At 73.6% G+C, this 19561-nt stretch carries 19 protein-coding genes; 11 read left to right on the top strand and 8 right to left on the bottom strand.

Annotated elements, in window-relative coordinates; translation table 11 throughout:
* The first annotated feature begins 157 nt into the window (after positions 1-157).
* From ACZ6BG_RS16205 to ACZ6BG_RS16190, 4 genes are all read left to right on the top strand, one after another.
* A complete protein-coding gene (locus tag ACZ6BG_RS16205; RefSeq protein WP_469001306.1) occupies positions 158-718 on the top strand; it encodes a TetR/AcrR family transcriptional regulator in 561 nt (186 codons plus the stop codon).
* Between the two features lie 73 nt (positions 719-791).
* Positions 792-1193, top strand: coding sequence for a (R)-mandelonitrile lyase (locus ACZ6BG_RS16200; protein ID WP_469001302.1), 402 nt, complete (start codon positions 792-794; stop codon positions 1191-1193).
* 32 nt (positions 1194-1225) lie between these two features.
* A complete protein-coding gene (locus ACZ6BG_RS16195; protein ID WP_469001298.1) occupies positions 1226-1813 on the top strand; it encodes a DUF4865 family protein in 588 nt (195 codons plus the stop codon).
* A gap of 38 nt (positions 1814-1851) precedes the next feature.
* Complete coding sequence (locus ACZ6BG_RS16190) at positions 1852-2808, top strand: phosphotriesterase family protein (protein ID WP_469001294.1); 957 nt, start codon at positions 1852-1854, stop codon at positions 2806-2808.
* 153 nt (positions 2809-2961) lie between these two features.
* On the opposite strand, the gene ACZ6BG_RS16185 is transcribed toward ACZ6BG_RS16190, so the two are convergent.
* Positions 2962-3954, bottom strand: a complete 993-nt coding sequence (locus ACZ6BG_RS16185) for an NAD(P)/FAD-dependent oxidoreductase (RefSeq protein ID WP_469001292.1) — start codon at positions 3952-3954, stop codon at positions 2962-2964.
* A 118-nt stretch (positions 3955-4072) separates the two neighbouring features.
* On the opposite strand from ACZ6BG_RS16185, the gene ACZ6BG_RS16180 reads away from it, so the two are divergent.
* Positions 4073-4672 carry a TetR/AcrR family transcriptional regulator gene (locus ACZ6BG_RS16180; RefSeq protein ID WP_469001290.1) on the top strand — a complete coding sequence of 200 codons (600 nt, stop codon included), beginning with the start codon at positions 4073-4075 and terminating at the stop codon, positions 4670-4672.
* Positions 4673-4800: 128 nt separating this feature from the next.
* Positions 4801-6000 (top strand): MFS transporter, encoded by a 1200-nt coding sequence (locus tag ACZ6BG_RS16175; RefSeq protein WP_469001286.1) that lies wholly within the window; start codon positions 4801-4803, stop codon positions 5998-6000.
* A 22-nt stretch (positions 6001-6022) separates the two neighbouring features.
* Here the strand turns inward: ACZ6BG_RS16175 and ACZ6BG_RS16170 are convergent, their stop codons facing one another.
* Positions 6023-7255 carry an ROK family protein gene (locus tag ACZ6BG_RS16170; protein WP_469001284.1) on the bottom strand — a complete coding sequence of 411 codons (1233 nt, stop codon included), beginning with the start codon at positions 7253-7255 and terminating at the stop codon, positions 6023-6025.
* Positions 7256-7489: 234 nt separating this feature from the next.
* Between ACZ6BG_RS16170 and ACZ6BG_RS16165 the strand changes: the two genes are divergently transcribed.
* Positions 7490-8755, top strand: coding sequence for an MFS transporter (locus ACZ6BG_RS16165; protein WP_469001281.1), 1266 nt, complete (start codon positions 7490-7492; stop codon positions 8753-8755).
* An 88-nt stretch (positions 8756-8843) separates the two neighbouring features.
* Positions 8844-9572, top strand: a complete 729-nt coding sequence (locus ACZ6BG_RS16160; RefSeq protein WP_469001277.1) for a maleylpyruvate isomerase family mycothiol-dependent enzyme — start codon at positions 8844-8846, stop codon at positions 9570-9572.
* Between the two features lie 43 nt (positions 9573-9615).
* Here ACZ6BG_RS16160 and ACZ6BG_RS16155 read toward each other — a convergent pair whose 3' ends face one another.
* A complete protein-coding gene (locus ACZ6BG_RS16155) occupies positions 9616-10038 on the bottom strand; it encodes a MarR family winged helix-turn-helix transcriptional regulator (RefSeq protein ID WP_469001273.1) in 423 nt (140 codons plus the stop codon).
* Positions 10039-10125: 87 nt separating this feature from the next.
* Between ACZ6BG_RS16155 and ACZ6BG_RS16150 the strand changes: the two genes are divergently transcribed.
* Together ACZ6BG_RS16150 and ACZ6BG_RS16145 are read left to right on the top strand one after the other, a co-directional pair.
* Entirely contained in the window at positions 10126-11667 is a 1542-nt protein-coding gene (locus ACZ6BG_RS16150; protein WP_469001269.1) for an MFS transporter, read from the top strand.
* Between the two features lie 167 nt (positions 11668-11834).
* Positions 11835-12212, top strand: coding sequence for a DUF6332 family protein (locus ACZ6BG_RS16145; protein ID WP_469001264.1), 378 nt, complete (start codon positions 11835-11837; stop codon positions 12210-12212).
* Here ACZ6BG_RS16145 and ACZ6BG_RS16140 read toward each other — a convergent pair.
* From ACZ6BG_RS16140 to ACZ6BG_RS16130, 3 genes are all read right to left on the bottom strand, one after another.
* On the bottom strand, positions 12204-12869 hold the full coding sequence (locus ACZ6BG_RS16140; RefSeq protein WP_469001262.1) for a response regulator: 666 nt from the start codon (positions 12867-12869) through the stop codon (positions 12204-12206). The two genes, ACZ6BG_RS16145 and ACZ6BG_RS16140, sit on opposite strands and share 9 nt — an antisense overlap.
* The gene (locus ACZ6BG_RS16135; protein WP_469001259.1) at positions 12866-14161 is read right to left on the bottom strand and encodes a sensor histidine kinase; all 1296 of its coding nucleotides are present in this window, start codon (positions 14159-14161) and stop codon (positions 12866-12868) included. Before ACZ6BG_RS16135 ends, ACZ6BG_RS16140 begins: the two co-directional genes overlap by 4 nt.
* Before the next feature lie 339 nt (positions 14162-14500).
* A complete protein-coding gene (locus ACZ6BG_RS16130) occupies positions 14501-15703 on the bottom strand; it encodes a geranylgeranyl reductase family protein (protein WP_469001254.1) in 1203 nt (400 codons plus the stop codon).
* Positions 15704-15836: 133 nt separating this feature from the next.
* Between ACZ6BG_RS16130 and ACZ6BG_RS16125 the strand changes: the two genes are divergently transcribed.
* Positions 15837-17192: a M20/M25/M40 family metallo-hydrolase gene (locus ACZ6BG_RS16125; protein WP_469001250.1), complete on the top strand. Its 1356-nt coding sequence runs from the start codon at positions 15837-15839 to the stop codon at positions 17190-17192.
* Between the two features lie 69 nt (positions 17193-17261).
* Here the strand turns inward: ACZ6BG_RS16125 and ACZ6BG_RS16120 are convergent, their stop codons facing one another.
* Both ACZ6BG_RS16120 and ACZ6BG_RS16115 read right to left on the bottom strand, forming a co-directional pair.
* Entirely contained in the window at positions 17262-18068 is an 807-nt protein-coding gene (locus tag ACZ6BG_RS16120; RefSeq protein ID WP_469001247.1) for a response regulator, read from the bottom strand.
* Positions 18065-19324: a sensor histidine kinase gene (locus tag ACZ6BG_RS16115; protein WP_469001244.1), complete on the bottom strand. Its 1260-nt coding sequence runs from the start codon at positions 19322-19324 to the stop codon at positions 18065-18067. The genes ACZ6BG_RS16120 and ACZ6BG_RS16115 overlap by 4 nt, the downstream gene beginning before the upstream one ends.
* Between the last annotated feature and the right edge of the window lie 237 nt (positions 19325-19561).

Raw genomic sequence — 19561 nt, 5'->3', positions numbered from 1 at the left:
GGCGCGAAGTCGTCGTACGGCCAGCGGCAGTGCGCGTACCTCCTGGGGAGTACACGGCCCGGCGCCGCCTGCTTCTCCGGTACGGGACGACGTCACGGGATCGTCCTCGCACCCCCTCACCTGGACTTCTGTACCTATTAGTATGTACAGTCGCCTCATGAGCACCCCGGAGCGTCTGATCGAGTCCACGCGCGAACTGCTGTGGGAGCGCGGCTACGTCGGCACCAGCCCCAAGGCGATCCAGCAGCACGCGGGCGCCGGACAGGGCAGCATGTACCACCACTTCGCGGGCAAGCCGGATCTGGCCCTCGCGGCGATCCGCCGCACCGCCCAGGAGATGCGCGCCACGGCGGAGGTGTCCCTCGCCGGGGACGGACCGGCGTACGACCGCGTCTCCTCGTACCTCCTGCGCGAGCGGGACGTGCTGCGCGGCTGCCCGGTCGGTCGGCTGACGATGGACCCCGACGTGATCGCGAGCGACGAGCTGCGGGAGCCGGTCACCGAGACCCTGGAGTGGCTGCGCGGGCGGCTCGCGGACATCGTCCAAGAAGGCGTGGACCGGGGCGAGTTCGGCGTCGCGCTCGACGCGGGCGAGATCGCGTCGACGATCGTCGCGACCGTGCAGGGCGGCTATGTACTGGCCCGCGCCACGGGCTCGCCGGAGGCGTTCGACGCGGGGGTACGGGGGTTGTTGGCGCTGCTCGCGCCGCGCTCCTGAACGCCGAGCCGCACACGCCCCCACCTCTCTCGGCTCACCTTCCGCGCTCACCAACCGAGTTAAGGAACCACCCGTGCACATCACCCGCACCCGCCCCGCCAGCAAGCAGGGCCCCGCCGAGAACTTCACCGGCACCGTCTGGCTCGACGAGATCGCGCACCCCGAACCGCCGTCCCGGCTGCGCGTGTTCAGCGTCCACTTCGCCCCGGGCTCCCACACGGCCTGGCACCGCCACCCGCGCGGCCAGGTCCTGCACGTCACCGAGGGCGAGGGGTACGTGCAGCGCGACGGCGGCCCCGTCGAGCCCATCAGGGCGGGCGACACCGTGTGGATCGAGCCGGGCGAGCGCCACTGGCACGGCGCCGGACCACGCACGTTCATGACGCATCTCGCCGTCGTCGAGGCGGCGGACGACGGCACGACGGCCACGTGGGAGGAGCTCGTCCCCGACCCGGAGTACCCGACGACCGCCTGAGGCCCGAGCCCCGCACCTTCCCTGGAGCACGCATGCACGCCAAGCAGTACGAGATCACCCTGCCCGCCGACTACGACATGGGCGTCATCCGCGAGCGAGTGGCGACCAAGGGCCATCTCCTCGACGCCTTCCCGGGGTTGGGTTTCAAGGCGTACCTGATGCGCGAACGCGGCGTCGACGGCTCACCGGTGAACCAGTACGCGCCGTTCTATCTCTGGCACACCGCCGAAGGCCTCGGATCCTTCCTCTGGGGCCCCGGATTCCAAGGGCTGTGCGACGACTTCGGACGTCCGGTGGTGCAGCACTGGATGGCGGTCGGTTACGAGGACGGGGGCGCAGCCGGTGACCGTCCCCGCACCGCCGTGCGGCACCGCAGGCCCGTCCCCGAGGGCACCCGCGCCACCGACCTCGCCGAGGAACTGCTCACGGAGGCAGAGGCGTTGGCAGCACGGGACGGGGCCGTCGGCGTACTGGTCGCGGTCGACCCGCGGCACTGGGAGGCGGTGACGTTCTCCTTGTGGGCCGAGGGTGCGGCGGCGCGGGCGAGCGGTGAGGCGTTCCAGGTGCTGCACTGCTCGACGCCGGAGCTGGAGCGGGTGGGCCGGGGGCGGGCGTGGTGAGGGCCGGGGCGTTGAGTACGGGCGGGTCGGGGGCCAGCATGTCGGAGGCGGACTCGTCGGGTGTGGGTGCGGCGGTCGCCGTCCGGACCGTCCTCGGCGATGTCGGCCCCGGCGATCTGGGGGTCTGCGACGCCCACGACCACCTCTTCCTGCGGAGCCCGCAACTGCCGGGCCAGGAGCTGGACTCCGTGGCCGCCGCCGCGGCCGAGCTGGCCGCGTTCCGCGCCGAGGGCGGGCGGAGTGTCGTGCAGTGGACGCCGCACGGCATGGGGCGGTGCGCCGCCGAGCTGCCCGGCCTCGCGCGCTCGGCGGGCGTCCGGATCGTGGCGGCCACCGGGCTGCACCAGGCGGCGCATTACTCCCCGGAGCTGCTCAGCGAGCTGGGCGACGGGGACCCCGATGTCCTCGCGGCGGTGTTCGTGCGCGAACTCACGCAGGGCATCGGCGACACCGGTGTGCGGGCCGGACTCATCAAGGTCGCGGGCGGCTTCCACGGCCTGGACGCGCACGCCCGCTGGACGATGGCCGCGGCGGCCGGGGCCCACCGGGCGACGGGCGCTCCCATCGCCGTACACCTGGAACTCGGCACGGGCGTGCTCGACGTACTCGACCTGCTGTGCGGCGAGTTGGAGGTCCCGCCCGACAAGGTGGTCCTGGGGCACCTCAATCGCGCCCCCGACCTGGAAGTGCACCGCGAGGCCGCATCGGCGGGCGCCTGGCTCGCCTTTGACGGACCGTCACGGGCCAACCACGCCACGGACTGGCGGATGCCGGAGGCGGTACGCGCCCTCGCGGACGCCGGGCACGGCGATCAGCTCCTGCTCGGCGGCGACACGACGACCGCCGGGGCGCGTTCCGTGAACGGCGGCCCGGGGATGCCCCATCTGCTGCGCCGGGTACGGCCACGCCTGGAGCAGGCCGTGGGCAAGGAGCTGGTGGACCGGATCGTCACCGTGAACGCGGGGCGGGCGTTCGGGGTCGTGTGGCCGGAGTGAGACGGGCCTGCGGCTCGGGGGCGCCTGCGGCCGGGGGCGGGGCGCCGCCGGGTCGGCGTGCGGGGCGAGGCGGGAGCACCATCCCGCACCGCCCCGCGCCCCCACCCCCAGCTCCGCCGCGCACCACCGCCCGACCTCATGCCCAGCACCGCCTCAGGCCTCTCGTCCCGTCCCAGCCCGGCCACCCGCACCCGCCAGCTCCTCCCGGTACCCGGCGACCGCCCGCTCCGTGTCCTCGTTCACCAGATCGGCGTTGATCTGTGCCGCAGCGAACGCCCCCGCCGCCGCGGCCCCGCCGACCTGCGCGGACAGGTCCGAGGCGTTGCCCGCGATCCACACGCCGGGCGCGTCCGTGCGCCCCGTCGCGTCCGCCGGCACGTACTCGCCCGCGGGATGTGGCACCGGCTCCACGCCGAGCGCCTTCAGGAAGCCGACGCGCGCCACCATTCGCGGCCCGACGACGAGCGCCTCCCGGCGCACCAGGCTGCCGTCGGCCATCCGCACGCCCACGAGACGGTCGTCGACGACCTCCAGGGCCGCGACCTCCCCCTCCACCACACGGATGCCGCGGGCGGCAAGGCGCTCCGCCTCCTCGTCGGTCAGCGGCTCCGCGGTGTGCGCGAAGTACGTGATGTCGGCGCTCCACTGCCGCAGCAACAGCGTCTGGTGCAGCGACATCGGCCCGCCCGCGAGCACGCCGATGGCCCGGTCCCGCACCTCCCAGCCGTGGCAGTACGGGCAGTGGATCACGTCCCGGCCCCACCGCTCACGCACCCCCGGCACGTCCGGCAGCTCGTCGACCAGGCCGGTCGCCACCAGCACCCGGCGCGCCCGGACCGTCCGGCCGTCGGCCAGGCCGACCACGAAGCCGTCCCCGTCCCGGGTGACCTCGTCGACCTCGCCGGACACCACCTGACCGCCGTACCCGCGCACCTCGGCCCGCCCGCGCTCCAGGAGTTCGGCGGGCGGCATGCCCTCCCGCCCGAACAGCCCGTGCACCGCGTCCGCCGGGGCGTTGCGCGGGGCTCCCGCGTCCAGGACCACCACGGTCCTGCGCGCCCGGGCCAGCATCAGCGCGCCGTTCAGACCCGCGGCGCCACCGCCGATCACCACTACGTCGTACACGTCGTCCAATTGATCGTTCATGGCTAACACCTCCACCACGACCATGCGCCGCCCTCCCCAGGAACGCAAATGGCATTGCCATATCGGCAAATCCGGATTTATATTGCATCACGCGTTCCAAAACGGCTACGGTACCGACATGGCCCGACCACGGACGTTCGACGAGGACCGGGCCCTGGACGCGGCGATGCGCGCCTTCTGGGCGAACGGCTACGAGGCCACCTCGACCCAGGATCTGTGCGAAGCCACCGGACTGGGCCGCAGCAGCATCTACAACACCTTCACCAGCAAGCACGACCTGTTCCGGCGCGCCCTGGCCCGCTACATCGAACTGATGAGCGTGCCCCAGGCCGAGATCCTGGAGGACGCCGCACGCTCCGGCATGGAGCGGATCGAGGCCCTGTTCACCCGCATCGTCAACAGCGAGTACGAGTACCGCGAGGACGACGGGACGAGCATCGGCTGCCTCACCGTCAACACGGTCGTGGAACTGGCGCGGCGCGACCCGGAGGCCGCCGCGCTCGTCGAACGCGACCTCGGCATCCGGCTCGGCCTCCTGCGCATCGCACTGGAGGCGGGGCAGCGCGACGGAACGATCACCGCCAAGCGGGACGCCGAGACGCTCGCCCGGTTCATCAACGCCACCATCGGCGGGATGCGCGTCTCGGCGCAGGCGGGAGCGGGCCGGGCGGTCCTGGAATCGATCGCCGACACGGCCATGGACGCGCTGCGCCCCTGATCCTCGCGGCTCCCGGCACGCGGCGACAGCCACACGGTCATGAATGCCTCGCCCCCCGGGGTCGACCATGTCCATATTCTGTACTGATCCATCCAATACTCTCGACCACCTCCCCAAGGAGCAGCACCATGCCCCGCGCCGTATACGTCCTGGCCCTAGGCATCTTCGCCATGGTGACCAGCGAGTTCGTCGTCGCCGGACTCATGCCGCAGATGGCCGACGGGCTCGACGCCACGATCCCGGAGATCGGTTATCTGATCACCGCCTTCGCCGTGGCGATGGCCTTCGGCGGGCCGTTCCTCACGGTCGCCCTGCTGAAACTCCCGCAGAAGCAGGCCCTGATGGTGCTGTTCGGCATCTTCCTCGGCGGCAACGTGCTCGCCGCCCTAGCCCCGGACTACTGGACGATGCTCGTGGCGCGCGTCGTCACGGGTGTCGCCTCGCAGGCCTTCTTCGGCGTGGGCATCTCCATGGCGACCCGGCTCACCCGCCCCGAGATACGCGGCCGCGCCGTCGCCGTGGCCCTCAACGGGCTCATGCTGGGCACGCTCCTCGGCCTTCCACTGGCCACCGTCGTCGGTGAGCACCTGGGCTGGCGGGCGGCGTTCTGGGCCATCACCCTGCTGACGGTGCTCGCCGCCGCGGCCACCTTCGCCGGCGTACCGCGTGTCGAGCGCGCCGAGGACGAGGCCGGATCACTGCGCGAGGAACTCGGCGCCTTCACGAGCCCCCGGCTCTGGCTCACCCTCACCACCAGCACCTTTGTGATCGGCGCGACGTTCGCCGCGTTCAGCTACCTCAACCCGATCCTCACCGAGATCACGGGCTTCGCCACCGGCACCGTGCCGCTGCTGCTCGTCGCGTACGGCGCGGCCACCCTCATCGGCAACACCATCGTCGGCCGCCTCGCCGACCGCCACACGCTGCCGGTCCTGGTCACCGGCCTGCTCCTGAACTTCGGGTTCCTGGTCGGCTTCGCGCTCCTCGCCGACCTGCCCGTCGGGGCCGTGGCGATGATGCTGGGCATCGGCCTGGTCGGCGTCACCATGAACCCGGCGATGGTGACCCGCGTGCAGCGGGTGGGCAACACCGGAGCGCTGGTCAACAGCGTCCACTCGTCGTTCATCACGGGCGGCATCATCATCGCCACGTCCATCGGCGGTCCGGCCATCGACGCCTACGGGCTGCGGGCGCCGCTGTGGATCGGCGCCGGGCTCGCGGTGCTCGGACTGCTGTCCCTCGTCCCGGACCTGAGGCGGCGCGCGGCGCACACGGCGGCTCCCGCCGATGCCCCCGCGCCCGCGCGGGAACCCGTCGAGGTCGGCTGACCCCGAGCGGCCGGCCCGTCGGCTAACCCAGCGCCCCCAGGGGGTCGTCGAGCACCGGCTGCCAGGCCAGCTCGGCGGCCCCCACCAGGCTGTTGTGGTCGAGGGTGCAGGCCAGGATGGGGACGCTGCCGCTGCGGCCCCACAGGCTGCGGTCGGCCACGACGGCGCGCAGCCGCTCCGGGTCGGCTTCCAGCAGGGCGCGGTGCAGCCCACCGAGGATGATCCGGTCCGGGTTGAGGATGTTCACCAGGCCCGCGAGACCGAGGCCGAGCCGGTCGATGAGGGCCTCGATCGCCGTGCGCACCGCCGGGTCGGCGCGCTCCTCGGCGACGAGCCTGCGGGCCTGCACGAGCAGTCCCTCGGGGCCGGGTTCGACACCGACGGCCGCCAGGAAGGCCAGCGGGTCCGTCTCCACGTCCAGGCAGCCGCGGCTGCCGCAGTAGCAGGGGCGGCCCTCCGGGTGCACCGTGAGGTGGCCGACCTCCAGGGCCAGCCCCGAACTGCCCGTGTGCAACCGTCCGTCGAGGACGAGCGCGCCGCCGACACCGCGGTGCCCGGTCGCCACGCACAGCAGGTCGCGCGCGCCGCGCCCCGCGCCGTGCCGGTGCTCGGCGAGCGCCGCCAGGTTCACGTCGTTGCCGGTGAACGCGGGACCCTCGATGCCCGCGGCCCGTACGCAGTCCGCGAAGATCTCCCGGACCTGCGCACCCGCGGGCCAGGCCAGGTGCAGCGGGTTGAGGGCGGTGCCCTCCGGCTCGGCGACGGCGGACGGCACCGCGAGGCCCGCGCCCACACACCGTCTGCCGGTCTCGCGCAGGAGCTGCGCGCCTGCCTCGATGACCGAGCCGAGCACCTGCGCCGGGTCGGCGTCGATGGTCTCGCAGCCGGGCGCGGTGGCGACGATCCGGCCGCCGAGGCCGACGAGGGCCGCCCGGAAGCCGTCGGCGTGCACCTGGGCCGCGAGGGCGACGGGCCCGGCCCCGGCGACGGAGAGCCGGTGCGAGGGCCGCCCCTGGGAGCCCGCGGCGGCGCTCGGCTTGGCGTCGACGCTGATCAGGCCGAGCGCCTCCAACTCCGCGGCGACCGCTCCTGCCGTGGCGCGGGTGACACCGAGCTCGGCGGTGAGGACGGCTCGGGTGGGGGCCCGCCCGGTGTGGACGAGTTCGAGGGCGGGGCCGAGCGCGGTACGACCGCGCTCCAGACGCGTACGCGTGGACAGATGTGCCTCACCCCGGGTGGCAGCCTTCCCGTTCATGAGGGCGAGTCTCCCATGATCCGTACGCCGTCTCGCCGTTCAGCCGTCATCCCGTCTTCCCCATCCTGTCTCCCGTCGCCCATCCGACCCGCGCGCCCCGTGCGCGTACCGCCGACGGCCCCCGCGTACGCACCCCGGAGCACTCCCCGTCCGCACAGCCGCCGCACCGCACCCCGCGCGCACCACGAGGCAACCGTCTTGTCCACAGCCAGGTTTCCCCTCTACGCTGACTTTGTGCCGCTACTAAACAAAACCACGTCCGGGGCCTCAGGAGCCACTTCCCCGGGGTTCACCCGGCTCCGTGTCGCCCTCACCGTCTTCTTCGCCCTCGACGGCTTCATCTTCGCCGGATGGGTGGTGCGCATCCCGGCGATCAAGGAGCAGACCGGGGCGTCGGCGAGCGACCTCGGGCTCGCCCTGCTCGGGGTCTCGGCCGGTGCCGTGGTCACGATGACGCTCACCGGGCGCCTCTGCCGACGCTTCGGCAGCCACCCGGTGACCGTGGCCTGCGGCGTCCTGATGCCATTGAGCGTGGCGCTGCCACCGCTCACGCACTCGGCGCCGACGCTCGGCCTCGTGCTGCTGCTCTTCGGGGCCGCGTACGGGGGGATCAATGTGGCGATGAACAGCGCCGCCGTCGACCTGGTGCGCGCGCTCAGGCGCCCGGTGATGCCCAGCTTCCACGCCGCCTTCAGCCTGGGCGGCATGATCGGCGCGGGGCTCGGCGGGCTCGTCGCGGCCCATGTGTCGCCGACGCGGCATCTGCTCGGGCTCACCGTGATCGGCCTGCTCGTCACGGCGGTCACGGCGCCGACCCTGCTGCGGTACGAGGCCCCGGTGGCCCCGGCCCTCGACGACGCGGGGAACGCCGGATCCCGCCCGGGCGCGGCACGCGGGATCGACCGCCGCACCCGTGGGCTCGTCCTCGTCTTCGGGCTCGTCGCGCTGTGCACGGCGTACGGCGAGGGGGCCCTCGCCGACTGGGGCGCGCTGCACCTGGAGCAGGACCTGGACGCCCACCCGGGCATCGCGGCGGCGGGCTACTCCTGCTTCGCGTTCGCCATGACGATCGGGCGCCTTTCCGGTACGACGCTGCTCGAACGGCTCGGCCGCACGCGCACGGTGGTCGGCGGCGGGCTCCTCGCGACGGCCGGGATGCTCTTGGGGGCGCTGGCCCCTTCGGTCGGCGTCGCGCTCGCCGGTTTCGCCGTCACGGGGCTCGGGCTCGCGAACATCTTCCCCGTGGCGGTCGAGCGCGCCGGTGCCCTCGCCGGGCCCAGCGGGGTGGCCGCCGCCTCCACGCTCGGCTACGGCGGCATGCTGCTCGGGCCGCCCGCGATCGGGTTCATGGCGGACTGGTTCTCACTGCCGGTGGCGCTGACGAGTGTGGCCGTGCTGGCGGCGGTGGCGGCGGTCATCGGCGCCGCGACGGGGCGTACGCAGCTTGCGGAGGAGCAGCCTTCGGAGGAGCGGGCGACGGCGCCGACGGCGGCTTGCTGATGGCTGCGGATGCGGGACCCCCGGAGGCGCGCGCCCCGGCGCGGTCCCGGGGGGCGCTGGAGTCCGCTCCATCCTGCACAATCCCCGCATGAAGACTGCCGAGCACACCGAAGTCCTGGACCGCGAGGGCACGTTGCTGGCGAACGCGGCTCAGGACGCGGACCTCGACGCGCCCGTGCCGACCTGTCCCGACTGGCAGGTGCGCGACCTGCTGCGGCACACCGGCACGGTGCACCGCTGGGCCACGCGGTTCGTCTTGGAGGCGCTCCCCGAGTTCGCGCCCTGGCAGGAGCGGCTCGACCTGGACGGCGACGCCCTGCTCGACTGGTTCCGCGACGGGCACGCCCGGCTGGTCGCCGCGCTGCGGGACGCGCCCGCCGACCTGACCTGCTGGACGTTCCTGCCCGCGCCGTCGCCGCTCGCCTTCTGGGCGCGGCGGCAGGCCAACGAGACGGCCGTCCACCGGATCGACGCCGAGTCCGCGCGCGGCGGCGCGCTGTCGGCGCTGGACGCGCGGTTCGCGGCGGACGGGATCGACGAGTTGCTGCGCGGGTTCCACGGGCGCGAGAAGAGCCGGATGCGGACGGCCGAGCCGCGCGTGCTCCGGGTGCGGACCACGGACACGGAGGGGACGTGGACCGTACGCCTGTCCGTCGACATCGCCGTCACCGAGCGGGGTGAGACGGCGCCCGCCGACTGCGAGGTGTCGGGCGCGGCCGCGGACCTCTATCTGGCCCTGTGGAACCGCCGGCCGTTCCCGGAGGTGTCGGGGGACGCCGACCTCGCGGCGCTGTGGAGCGAGAAGTCGGGCGTCTGAGGCTCCGGCCTGATACCAGGCGCCCGCGCCAGGGAGCCTGACGTCAGGCGTCCGCGCCCGGAAGCATCCGCGCGAGAACCGCCCGCTGCACCGGCCGCACCTCGGCGTGCACCTTGCGCCCCTTGTCGGTGAGGCAGACCCGGACGCCGCGGCGGTCCTCGTTGCACATGCCGCGTTCCACCAGTCCGTCCTTCTCCAGGCGGCCGATGAGCCGGGACAGGGCGCTCTGGCTGAGGTGCACGTGGCAGGCGATCTCCTGGACGCGGAAGGCGTCGTCGCCGTCCTCCGCGAGGCCCGTGGCGAGCACGTCGAGGACCTCGAAGTCGCTTGCGCCCAGGCCGTACTGATGCAGTTCCCGGTCCAGCTCGCACTGGGTGCTCGCATGCACCGCGAGGATGTCCCGCCACTGCTTCACGAGCCGCTGCTCGGCGTCAGTCGCCGCGGGCCCGGCCTTGGTCGCCGCCATGTACGCACGGTAGCAGCAAGGTGGCCTTTATTGCACATGAATTAAATGCACTTGCATTGAATGCATGTGCATGCGAGTCTCCTCGGCATGACTTCTCCGCTCCCCTCCGGCTCCGCTGGCCTCCCCGGCCAGGCCGGCCCCGCAGGTCCCGCCTCCCCGTCCCAGGAGCGCTGGACCCCGCGTCTGTGGGGCACGCTGCTCGTGCTGTGCGCAGCGATGTTCCTGGACGCGCTCGACGTGTCGATGGTCGGCGTCGCCCTGCCCTCCATCGGCTCCGAACTCGACCTGTCCACCTCGTCCCTGCAGTGGGTGGTCAGCGGCTACATCCTGGGCTACGGCGGCCTGCTGCTGCTCGGCGGCCGGGCGGCGGACCTGCTCGGGCGCCGCGAGGTGTTCCTGATCGCGCTCGGCGTCTTCGCCCTCACCTCGGTGCTCGGCGGACTCGTCGACTCCGGTCCGCTGCTCATCGCGAGCCGCTTCGTGAAGGGCCTGAGCGCCGCGTTCACCGCGCCCGCCGGCCTGTCGATCATCACCACGACGTTCGCCGAGGGCCCGGTCCGCAACCGCGCCCTGTCCATCTACACCACCTGCGCCGCCACCGGCTTCTCCCTCGGCCTGGTCCTGTCCGGCGTGCTCACGGAGGTCAGCTGGCGGCTCACCATGCTGCTGCCCGCGCCCATCGCCGTGATCGCCCTCGTCGCCGGTCTCAAGCTCATCCCGCGCTCGGCGCGTGAGGAGAAGCGCGGCGGCTACGACGTGCCGGGCGCCGTCACCGGCACGGCGTCGATGCTGCTGCTCGTCTTCTCCGTCGTGCAGGCTCCCGAGGTCGGCTGGGCCTCCGCGCGCACGCTCCTGTCGTTCCTGGCCGTGGCGGTGCTGCTCGCCGTGTTCGTCGCCATCGAGCTGCGCACCCCCAACCCGCTCATCCGCCTCGGCGTGCTGCGCTCCGGACCGCAGATCCGGGCCCAGCTCGGCGCGGTGACGTTCTTCGGCGGGTACGTGTCGTTCCAGTTCATCGCCACCCAGTACCTCCAGTCGCTGCTCGGCTGGTCCGCCCTGGAGACGGCGCTGGCGTTCCTGCCCGCGGGCGTGATCGTGGCGCTGTCCGCCACGAAGATCGCCGGTGTCATCGACCGGTTCGGCACGACCCGCGTCATCGTGACGGGCTTCGCGCTGCTCGTGGCGTCGTACGGACTGTTCCTGCGGATCGACCTGACGCCCACGTACGTCGCGGTCATCCTGCCGTCGATGGTGCTGCTCGGCGTCGCGTGCGCGCTGGTCTTCCCCTCGCTCAACATCCAGGCCACCAACGGCGTCGACGACCACGAGCAGGGCATGGTCTCCGGCCTCCTGAACACCTCGATCCAGGTCGGCGGCGCGGTGATCCTCGCGATCACCACCGCGGTCATCACGGCCGACGGCGGCTCCGCCGAGGGCACCGCCTCGCCGCAGGCCGTCCTCGACAGCTACCGGCCCGGTCTGGTCCTCGTGACGCTGTTCGCGCTCGCGGGCCTGCTCATCAACCTCACCGGGCTGCGGGCGCGGCGCAAGCAGCAGACCGTCGTCGTCGCCAAGTCGCCTGCCGCGACCCCGTCCCGGAAGGACGAGCGGGTGGCCGTGGGCGACTGAGCAACGCGGACCCGGTCGGCCAGTGCGGCCCGGGAGTGAGGCGGTCCGGCGTGCGTCCCGCGCCGGGCCGCTTCGCGTCTCCCCTGGTCGCCCGGCGAATTCCTTGCCTACCGGGCATTCGGCTGTGAGACTCCCTGTACTGGACGATCTGCGGGGGGAACGGCGGAATGACGGACGAGGCAGTGGGTCGCGGGCGGCGGAGTCAGGCCGAGCGGGACGCCATCACGGTCGAGATCGGGTACGCGCTCGCGAGCGCGACGGCTGTGGCGCTCGCCATCATCGGCGTGGTGGTGGCCGGCCCCGCCATCACGTTCAGCCTGTCGGAGTCCACCGAGCGCGCTCTGCTCGGCGTGGGCGGCTCGCTGGCCGCGACCGCGTTCATCGCGCGGCTCATCACGGTGCTGTGGCGCTTCACCAACCGCGAGCGGGAGCGGCGGGCGGCCCTCGGCAGCGATGCCGCCTTCACCGACGGCGGGGTCGCTGACGGCGGTATCGCCGGTGACAGCCGTGACGGGGGTGGGCGGCCCGGCGCCGGGTCAGCCTAGCCAGCCCGGCCGGACGAGGCCCGACTCGTAGGCGAGCACGACCAGTTGCGCCCGGTCCCGGGCGCCCAGTTTCACCATCGTGCGGCTCACATGCGTCTTCGCGGTGAGCGGGCTGACGACGAGACGGCGGGCGATCTCCTCGTTCGACAGGCCGATGCCGACGAGGGCCATGACCTCCCTTTCCCTTTCGGTGAGTTCGTTCAGGGTCTCGGCGGCGGCGGGCTCCTTGGAGCGCGCGGCGAACTCCCCGATGAGACGGCGCGTCACACCGGGCGAGAGCAGCGCGTCCCCGGCGACCACCGCCCGTACCGCCCGCAGCAGTTCATCGGGCTCGGTGTCCTTGACCAGGAAGCCCGAGGCACCCGAGCGGATCGCCTCGAAGACGTACTCGTCGAGCTCGAACGTGGTGAGCATGACCACCTTCACGCCGTCCAGGTCCGCCTCGCCCGTGACTCGCCGGGTCGCTTCGAGACCGTCGAGCACCGGCATGCGGATGTCCATCAGGACGACGTCCGGCCGCAGTTGCCGTACCAGTCGCACCGCCTCCTCGCCGTCCGCCGCCTCACCGGCGACCTCGATGTCCGGCTGCGCGTCGAGCAGGGCCTTGAACCCGGCGCGGACCAACGACTGGTCGTCGGCGAGCAGTACGCGGATCACTGGTTCTCCTCGGATGCGGTGCGGGTGGGCAGGACCGCCGTGACGCGGAAGCCGCCGTCGGGGCGCGGGCCCGCCTCGATCGTGCCACCGAGGGCGGCGGCGCGCTCCCGCATCCCGGCGAGTCCGTTGCCGCTGCCGCCCGCCTCCGCCCCGGTCGCGGGCCCTTCGTCGTCGACGCGCAGGGTCACGGCGTCGGGCGCGCGGTGCACCAGGACGGTCGCGTTCCGGGAGCCCGAGTGCCGTACGACGTTCGTCAGGGCCTCCTGGACGATGCGGAACGCGGCCAGGTCGACGCCGGGCGGCAGGGCGGCGCGGCGGCCCTCGGTCGTGACGGTGACGGTGAGTCCGGCGCTCCTGGCCTGCTCGACGAGTTCGCCGAGGCGGTCGAGTCCGGGCGCGGGGGCACGGGGGGCGGCGCCGGGGGCACGGAGGGTGTCGAGGACCTGGCGGACCTCGCCGAGTGCTTCCTTGCTCGCGGCCTTGATCGTGGTCAGGGCCGTACGGGCCTGCTCGGGGTCGGAGTCGAGCAGGGCGAGGCCGACGCCCGCCTGGACGTTGATGACGGAGATGCTGTGGGCGAGTACGTCGTGCAGCTCCCGCGCCATGCGCAGCCGCTCCTCGTCGGCGCGCCGCTGAGCCGCCAGCTCCCGCCCAACGCGCTCCTTGGCCCACTGTTCGCGGCGGGTGCGGGCGAGCTCGGAGACGGCCGCGATCGCCACGACCCAGACGGCGATGACGACCTCCCCGCCCCAGGACCTCGGGCCGTCGCCGCTCGGCGGGAGCCAGCGGTACAGCCAGTGCGCGGTCAGCAGATGCCCGGCCCAGAGCATGCCGACGGCGCCCCATGCCGCGTACCGGTGCCCCGCGACGACCGCCGCGAAGCAGCCGACGGCGACGGTGACGAGGACCGGCCCGTACGGATATCCGGCGCCGAGGTACACCAGCGCCGTCCCGGCGGTGAGGTACGCCACCAGGACCGGGTGGCGGTGCCGGAACAGGAGCGACGCCGTGCCCGCGAACAGCAGCGCCCGCGCGAAGCCGTCGGGCGACACCCGGTCCTCGGTCTGGCCGCGCGCGGCGAAGGTGGTGCCGACCTGCACGAAGACGGTGAGCAGCGCGGTGGTCAGCCAGGGCAGGCGGCGCGTGGCCGCGTCCCCGATCCGCCACCAGGGCGGGCCCTGGTGCCACCACGGCGGCCCCTGCCGCCAGGCCGCCGGTCCCGGGTGTGACGGCGGCGGCCCGCCCGCTGCCCCGGGCGGGCCGCCGTCGTCGCGCTGATGCTGCTGTTCCATGGCAGTCACGCTAGACCGGGGCGTCGGCGCAGGGCGTCCGCCGGGCGTGGCGATCAGGCGTACTCCCGGTGGAGTACGAGAGGGCGTACGAGGTGGGGTCCGGGAGGCACCGGCCGGGGCTCATCCGCCGCCGGGTCGGGCCGCCGGGCGACCGGGTCCGGTCGGGCTGCCGGTGCAGGCGGCCTGCGCGTCCGGCCGGGCGACCGGATCCGGTCCGGCTACCGGTCCGGGCGGACTACCGCTCCAGTCCCGCTCCCGGTCCGGTCGGCCTACCGGCCCGGCCGGGCGACCGGGTCCAGTACCGGCTACCGGTCCAGCCGGACTGCGGGCCCCCGCGGACTACCGGTCCAGTCGGCTCAGCGCCCGCCCCGCCACCGGATGCGTCCGCACCAGCTCGGCCAGCGTCATCGAGCCGCGGGTGATCTTCGCGAACGCGTTCCACGCCGGGCGGAAGCCCGTGATGGCCGTGTGCAGCAGGCCGGGGCGGCGCTCGAAGACCTTGAGCATGCGGCGGCCGACGCTCATCTCGACGCCGAGGCCCGCCTTGATCGCGAACGCGTAGTTCAGGGCCTGGCGGCGGGCGTCCACCGCGTCGCCCGCCTCGGCGATGCGCACGGCCCACTCCCCCGCGAGCCGCCCGGAGCGCAGCCCGAACGAGATGCCCTCACGAGTCCACGGCTCAAGCAGACCGGCCGCGTCGCCGCACACCAGGACGCGCCCGCGCGAGAGCGGCGAGTCGTCGCTGCGGCAGCGCGTGAGATGGCCGGAGGACAGGCTCGGCTCGAAGCCCGCGAGGCCGAGGCGGGCGATGAAGTCCTCCAAGTACCGCTTCGTGGCGGCGCCTTCGCCGCGCGCGGAGATCACGCCGACGGTGAGGGTGTCGCCCTTGGGGAACACCCAGCCGTAGCTCCCGGGCATCGGTCCCCAGTCGATGAGGACGCGGCCCGCCCAGTCCTCCGCGACGGTCTCGGGCACCGGGATCTCCGCCTCCAGGCCGAGGTCCACCTGGTCGAGCTTCACGCCGACGTGCGCCCCTATGCGGCTGGCGCTGCCGTCGGCGCCGACGACGGCGCGGGCCAGGACGGTCTCGCCGCCCTGGAGGACGACGGCGACCGTGCGCCGGTCGGGCACGGCGGGGCCGTGCTGCTCGACGCGGCTCACCGTGGCGCCCGTGCGCAGTTCGGCGCCCGCCTTCTGGGCGTGCTCGACCAGTTGCTGGTCGAACTCCGGGCGGTTGATCAGCCCGAACAGCATGTTCCTCGAGCGGCGGGTGCGGGCGAACTTGCCGTCCAGGGAGAACGTCACCGCGTGCACGCGATCCTTGAAGGGAAGCTCGAACCCCGGCGGCAAGGCGTCGCGCGAGGGGCCGATGATGCCGCCGCCGCACGTCTTGTACCGCGGCAGTTCGGCCTTCTCGAGGATCAGTACGCTGCGTCCCGCGACGGCTGCCGCGTACGCCGCCGAGGCGCCCGCGGGTCCGGCGCCGACCACGACGACGTCCCAAACCTGCCGCGCGTCGTCCGCTGAGTTCTCGCTGCTCACGTTGGTCTTCCGCTCCCGATCCCGCTCTTGGCCGCGCTCTCTTGAGGCATCCTACGGCGCGCACTTCCGCAACCCTCCTGTGGGAGGATCACGTACACCCCTGCACAACGTCGCACCCACGAGGAGCGTGCCCATGTCGCCGCATCCGATCGCCGAGACCATCGCCTCTCTCATGCCGAGGGCGAAGGCGGAACTCACCGAACTGGTGGCGTTCAAGTCGGTGGCGGACTTCGAGCAGTACCCGAGGAGCGAGAGCGAGGCCGCCGCGAACTGGGTCGCCGACGCGCTGCGCACCGAGGGCTTCCAGGACGTCGCGCTGCTCGACACCCCCGACGGCACCCAGTCGGTGTACGGCTTCCTGCCCGGCCCCGAGGGCGCCCCGACGGTCCTCCTCTACGCGCACTACGACGTGCAGCCGCCGCTCGACGAGGCCGGGTGGGCCACGCCCCCGTTCGAGCTGACGGAGCGCGACGGCCGCTGGTTCGGCCGCGGCAGCGCCGACTGCAAGGGCGGCATCATCATGCACCTGCTCGCGCTGCGTGCCCTCAAGGCGAACGGCGGCGTCCCGGTGCACGTCAAGGTCATCGCCGAGGGCTCGGAGGAGCAGGGCACGGGCGGCCTTGAGCGGTACGCGGAGGAGCACCCGGAGCTGCTGCGCGCGGACACGATCGTCGTCGGCGACGCGGGCAACTTCCGCGTCGGCCTGCCGACGGTGACCGCGACGCTGCGCGGCATGACGCTGGTGCGCGTCCAGATCGACACCCTGGAGGGCAATCTGCACTCCGGGCAGTTCGGCGGCGCGGCACCGGACGCCCTGGGCGCGCTGGTGCGCGTCCTCGACTCGCTGCGCGCCGAGGACGGCTCGACGACGGTCGACGGCCTGGACGGCGGCGGCGTCTGGGAGGGCCTGCAGTACAGCGAGGCGGACTTCCGCGGGGACGCCAAGGTCCTCGACGGCGTCGGGCTCATCGGTGACGGTTCGGTCGCCGACCGCATCTGGGCCCGCCCGGCCGTCACGGTCCTCGGCATCGACTGCCCGCCGGTGGTCGGCGCGACGCCGTCCGTGCAGGCGTCCGCGCGTGCGCTGATCAGCCTGCGGGTGCCGCCGGGCGTGGACGCCGCCGAGGCGACGAAGCTGCTGCGCGCTCACCTGGAGTCCCGCACGCCGTGGGGCGCCCGGGTGAGCACCGAGCAGATCGGCCAGGGCCAGGCGTTCCGCGCGGACACCACGAGCCCCGCCTACGAGGCGATGTCCGGGGCGCTCAGCGAGGCCTACGACGGCGAGAAGATGCAGGCCGCCGGCATGGGCGGCTCCATCCCGCTGTGCAACACGCTGGCCGCGCTGTACCCGGAGGCGGAGATCCTGCTGATCGGCCTGAACGAGCCCGAGGCGCAGATCCACGCGGTCAACGAGAGCGTGTCCCCGCAGGAGCTGGAGCGGATGTCGGTCGCGGAGGCGCTGTTCCTCCAGCGGTACGCGACGAGCTGACGCGACGGCCCCGGCAGTACGACGCCGACCACGGCCGGGCCGCCCTGCGCGGCTCGGCCGTGGTCGGCGCTATACCAGCCCGCGGTCCCGGGCGTACAGCGCCGCCTGGGCGCGTCCGCGCAGGCCGAGGCGGGTGAGGATGCGGGAGATGTGGTTCTTGACGGTGCCCTCGCTGAGGTAGAGGCGGGAGGCGATCTCGCGGTTGGTCGCTCCGGCCGCCACGAGCCGCAGGATCTCCACTTCCCGGGCGGTCGGTTCGGGCTCGCCCCGCACGGGTGGCGGTGGCGCGATCGGGGCGGGTGGCGGCGGGGGCGCGGCGGCCAGACGTCGGGTGACCGCCGGGTCGAGTTGGGCCACACCCCGGTGCGCGAGCCGGACGGCGGCGGCCAGTTCGGCCGCGGGCAGGTTCTTCAGGAGGTAGCCGACGGCACCGGCGCGCAGTGCCTGCACGACGTACTCCTCGTCGTCGAACGTCGTCAGCATGACCACCTTGCAGCCGGGCGCGCGGCTCCCGATGACCGTCACCGCCTCGACGCCGTCCATGCCCGGCATGCGCACGTCCATGAGGACCACCTCGGGCGCCAGGGCGAGCGCCGCGTCGACGGCCTCGGCTCCGTCCGCCGCCGTACCGACGACGCGGATGCCCGGCTGGATGCCGAGCAGGGAGGCGATGCCTTCGCGGACCAGCTCTTGGTCGTCGACCACGAGGACGCGCACGGGGTCGGGGGTGCTGGGGGCGTCGCAGGTGCCGGGGGTGTTGGAGGTGCCGGGGGTGTTGGAGGTGCCGGGGGTGTTGGAGGTGCCGGGGGTGTTGGAGGTGCCGGACGTGCCGGGAACATCGGGTGTGCCGGTGGCGTCCGGGGTCTCCGAGGTCATGGCGCGCCGCCCGGCGTACGCGGCACCGTCGCCGTGAGCGTGGTCCCCGCCCCGGCCCCGCTCTCGATGCGCAGTGCGCCACCGAGGAGTTGGAGCCGTTCCCGCAGGCCGCGCAGGCCCACTCCCGGCGCACCGCCCGCCGCTGCCGGGCCGGGCAGGCCGCGCCCGTCGTCGGACACGGTGAGGCGCGCGACGGACGCGCCGTACTCCAGGGACACCGTGACGTGCCGGGCGTCGGCGTGGCGGCGGGTGTTCGTCAGCGCTTCCTGGGCGGCGCGGTACAGCGCGGTCAGCGGGTCCGCGTCGTACCCGGTCTCCGCTCCGGCGATGGTGAGGGTGACGCGCGGCCGGTCGGTGTCGGTGTGGCGCACGAGGTCGGTGAGCGCGGTCGACAGGGAGAACGGGTCGGCCTCGTCACGCAGGGCGCGGACCGACTGGCGCACCTCGTGGAGTGCGCGCGCCGCCGACCAGCGGGCGTCGGCGACCGCCCGGTCGGCCGCGGCCGCGTCGAGGGCCCGGAAGGCGTCGGCCTTCTCCAACTGCACCGCGACGGCGGTGAGATGGTGACCGAGGCTGTCGTGGATGTCGCGGGCGAGCCGGTTGCGCTCCTGGGCCGTGGAGAGTTCGGCGACCCGCGCCGCGTACTCCCGCAACTGGCGGTGGGAGGACCGGAGTTCCCGCACGGTCGACTCCAGGGTCCGCCGGGCCTCCTGCTCGCCCGTCGCGACGGCCGCCATCGACACGGCGAGCACCAGGCCGAGCCCGAACATCAGCAGGTCGGAGATCGCCTCGGCGTCCGCGTACCAGCCGTCGACCGCCAGCGCGTACCAACCGAGCAGCGCACCCGCACAGCCCGCACCGAGTGCGAGGCTCGCGCGCCGCCCGAACGCGAAGTACGCGGTGAACGGCACCAGGACGAACAGCGCCCGGGACAGGCCCGCGCCGTCACAGGCGGCCACGGCGAAGAAGAGCCCGACGCGCAGGACGAGGACGGCCGCCGCGACGGCAGGACGCCGCGCGCCCGCACGGCACCAGTGCGCCTCGGCCGCGTCCAGGGCGAACAGGGCGGCCACGGCGGTGACGAAACCCGCGGCGCGCGCGGGGTGTCGGGGGTCGCCCCCGACGATGTCGTAGTACACGCCCGCGAACAGCACGGCGGCATAGAGCACGGAGGAGACCCAGGGCACGGGGTGCGGCGGCCGGTTCTCCGCCACGCACGCGTGGGGCGTGCCCAAGGGGTGCGCCGTGGCTGTCATACGTGCCTCCCGACCAGCACGGCCGTCCGTGCCTCCCAACCCGGCATGGCCGTCCGCGCCTCCCAACCAGCTGGGCTGTCACGGTACTTGGATTCACTCGGCCACAACGAGGCTTCGGGGGCGGGACGGTCGACTGTGGCCGTTCGGCATGTGCCGTACGGCCAGCCGCCCCTCGGCACCCGGACGCACGCGTGGCCGCCACCCTGGCCGGTCGGCACTTACGACCGTCCCCGGCCG

It is taken from the genome of Streptomyces sp. NPDC041205 (assembly GCF_055591765.1).
The sequence above is the reverse complement of the archived record's forward strand: the minus strand, read 5'-3'. Positions and strand labels throughout refer to the sequence as shown.

Excerpts from the sequence above, each read along its gene's own strand:
- ACZ6BG_RS16170 (WP_469001284.1), bottom strand. The coding sequence starts at position 7,255 with ATGAACGGGAAGGCTGCCACCCGGGGTGAGGCACATCTGTCCACGCGT.
- ACZ6BG_RS16125 (WP_469001250.1), top strand. The coding sequence starts at position 15,837 with ATGTCGCCGCATCCGATCGCCGAGACCATCGCCTCTCTCATGCCGAGG.
- ACZ6BG_RS16195 (WP_469001298.1), top strand. The coding sequence starts at position 1,226 with ATGCACGCCAAGCAGTACGAGATCACCCTGCCCGCCGACTACGACATG.
- ACZ6BG_RS16175 (WP_469001286.1), top strand. The coding sequence starts at position 4,801 with ATGCCCCGCGCCGTATACGTCCTGGCCCTAGGCATCTTCGCCATGGTG.
- ACZ6BG_RS16155 (WP_469001273.1), bottom strand. The coding sequence starts at position 10,038 with ATGGCGGCGACCAAGGCCGGGCCCGCGGCGACTGACGCCGAGCAGCGG.
- ACZ6BG_RS16160 (WP_469001277.1), top strand. The coding sequence starts at position 8,844 with ATGAAGACTGCCGAGCACACCGAAGTCCTGGACCGCGAGGGCACGTTG.
- ACZ6BG_RS16180 (WP_469001290.1), top strand. The coding sequence starts at position 4,073 with ATGGCCCGACCACGGACGTTCGACGAGGACCGGGCCCTGGACGCGGCG.
- ACZ6BG_RS16150 (WP_469001269.1), top strand. The coding sequence starts at position 10,126 with ATGACTTCTCCGCTCCCCTCCGGCTCCGCTGGCCTCCCCGGCCAGGCC.
- ACZ6BG_RS16185 (WP_469001292.1), bottom strand. The coding sequence starts at position 3,954 with ATGAACGATCAATTGGACGACGTGTACGACGTAGTGGTGATCGGCGGT.
- ACZ6BG_RS16190 (WP_469001294.1), top strand. The coding sequence starts at position 1,852 with ATGTCGGAGGCGGACTCGTCGGGTGTGGGTGCGGCGGTCGCCGTCCGG.
- ACZ6BG_RS16115 (WP_469001244.1), bottom strand. The coding sequence starts at position 19,324 with ATGACAGCCACGGCGCACCCCTTGGGCACGCCCCACGCGTGCGTGGCG.
- ACZ6BG_RS16135 (WP_469001259.1), bottom strand. The coding sequence starts at position 14,161 with ATGGAACAGCAGCATCAGCGCGACGACGGCGGCCCGCCCGGGGCAGCG.
- ACZ6BG_RS16145 (WP_469001264.1), top strand. The coding sequence starts at position 11,835 with ATGACGGACGAGGCAGTGGGTCGCGGGCGGCGGAGTCAGGCCGAGCGG.
- ACZ6BG_RS16205 (WP_469001306.1), top strand. The coding sequence starts at position 158 with ATGAGCACCCCGGAGCGTCTGATCGAGTCCACGCGCGAACTGCTGTGG.
- ACZ6BG_RS16120 (WP_469001247.1), bottom strand. The coding sequence starts at position 18,068 with ATGACCTCGGAGACCCCGGACGCCACCGGCACACCCGATGTTCCCGGC.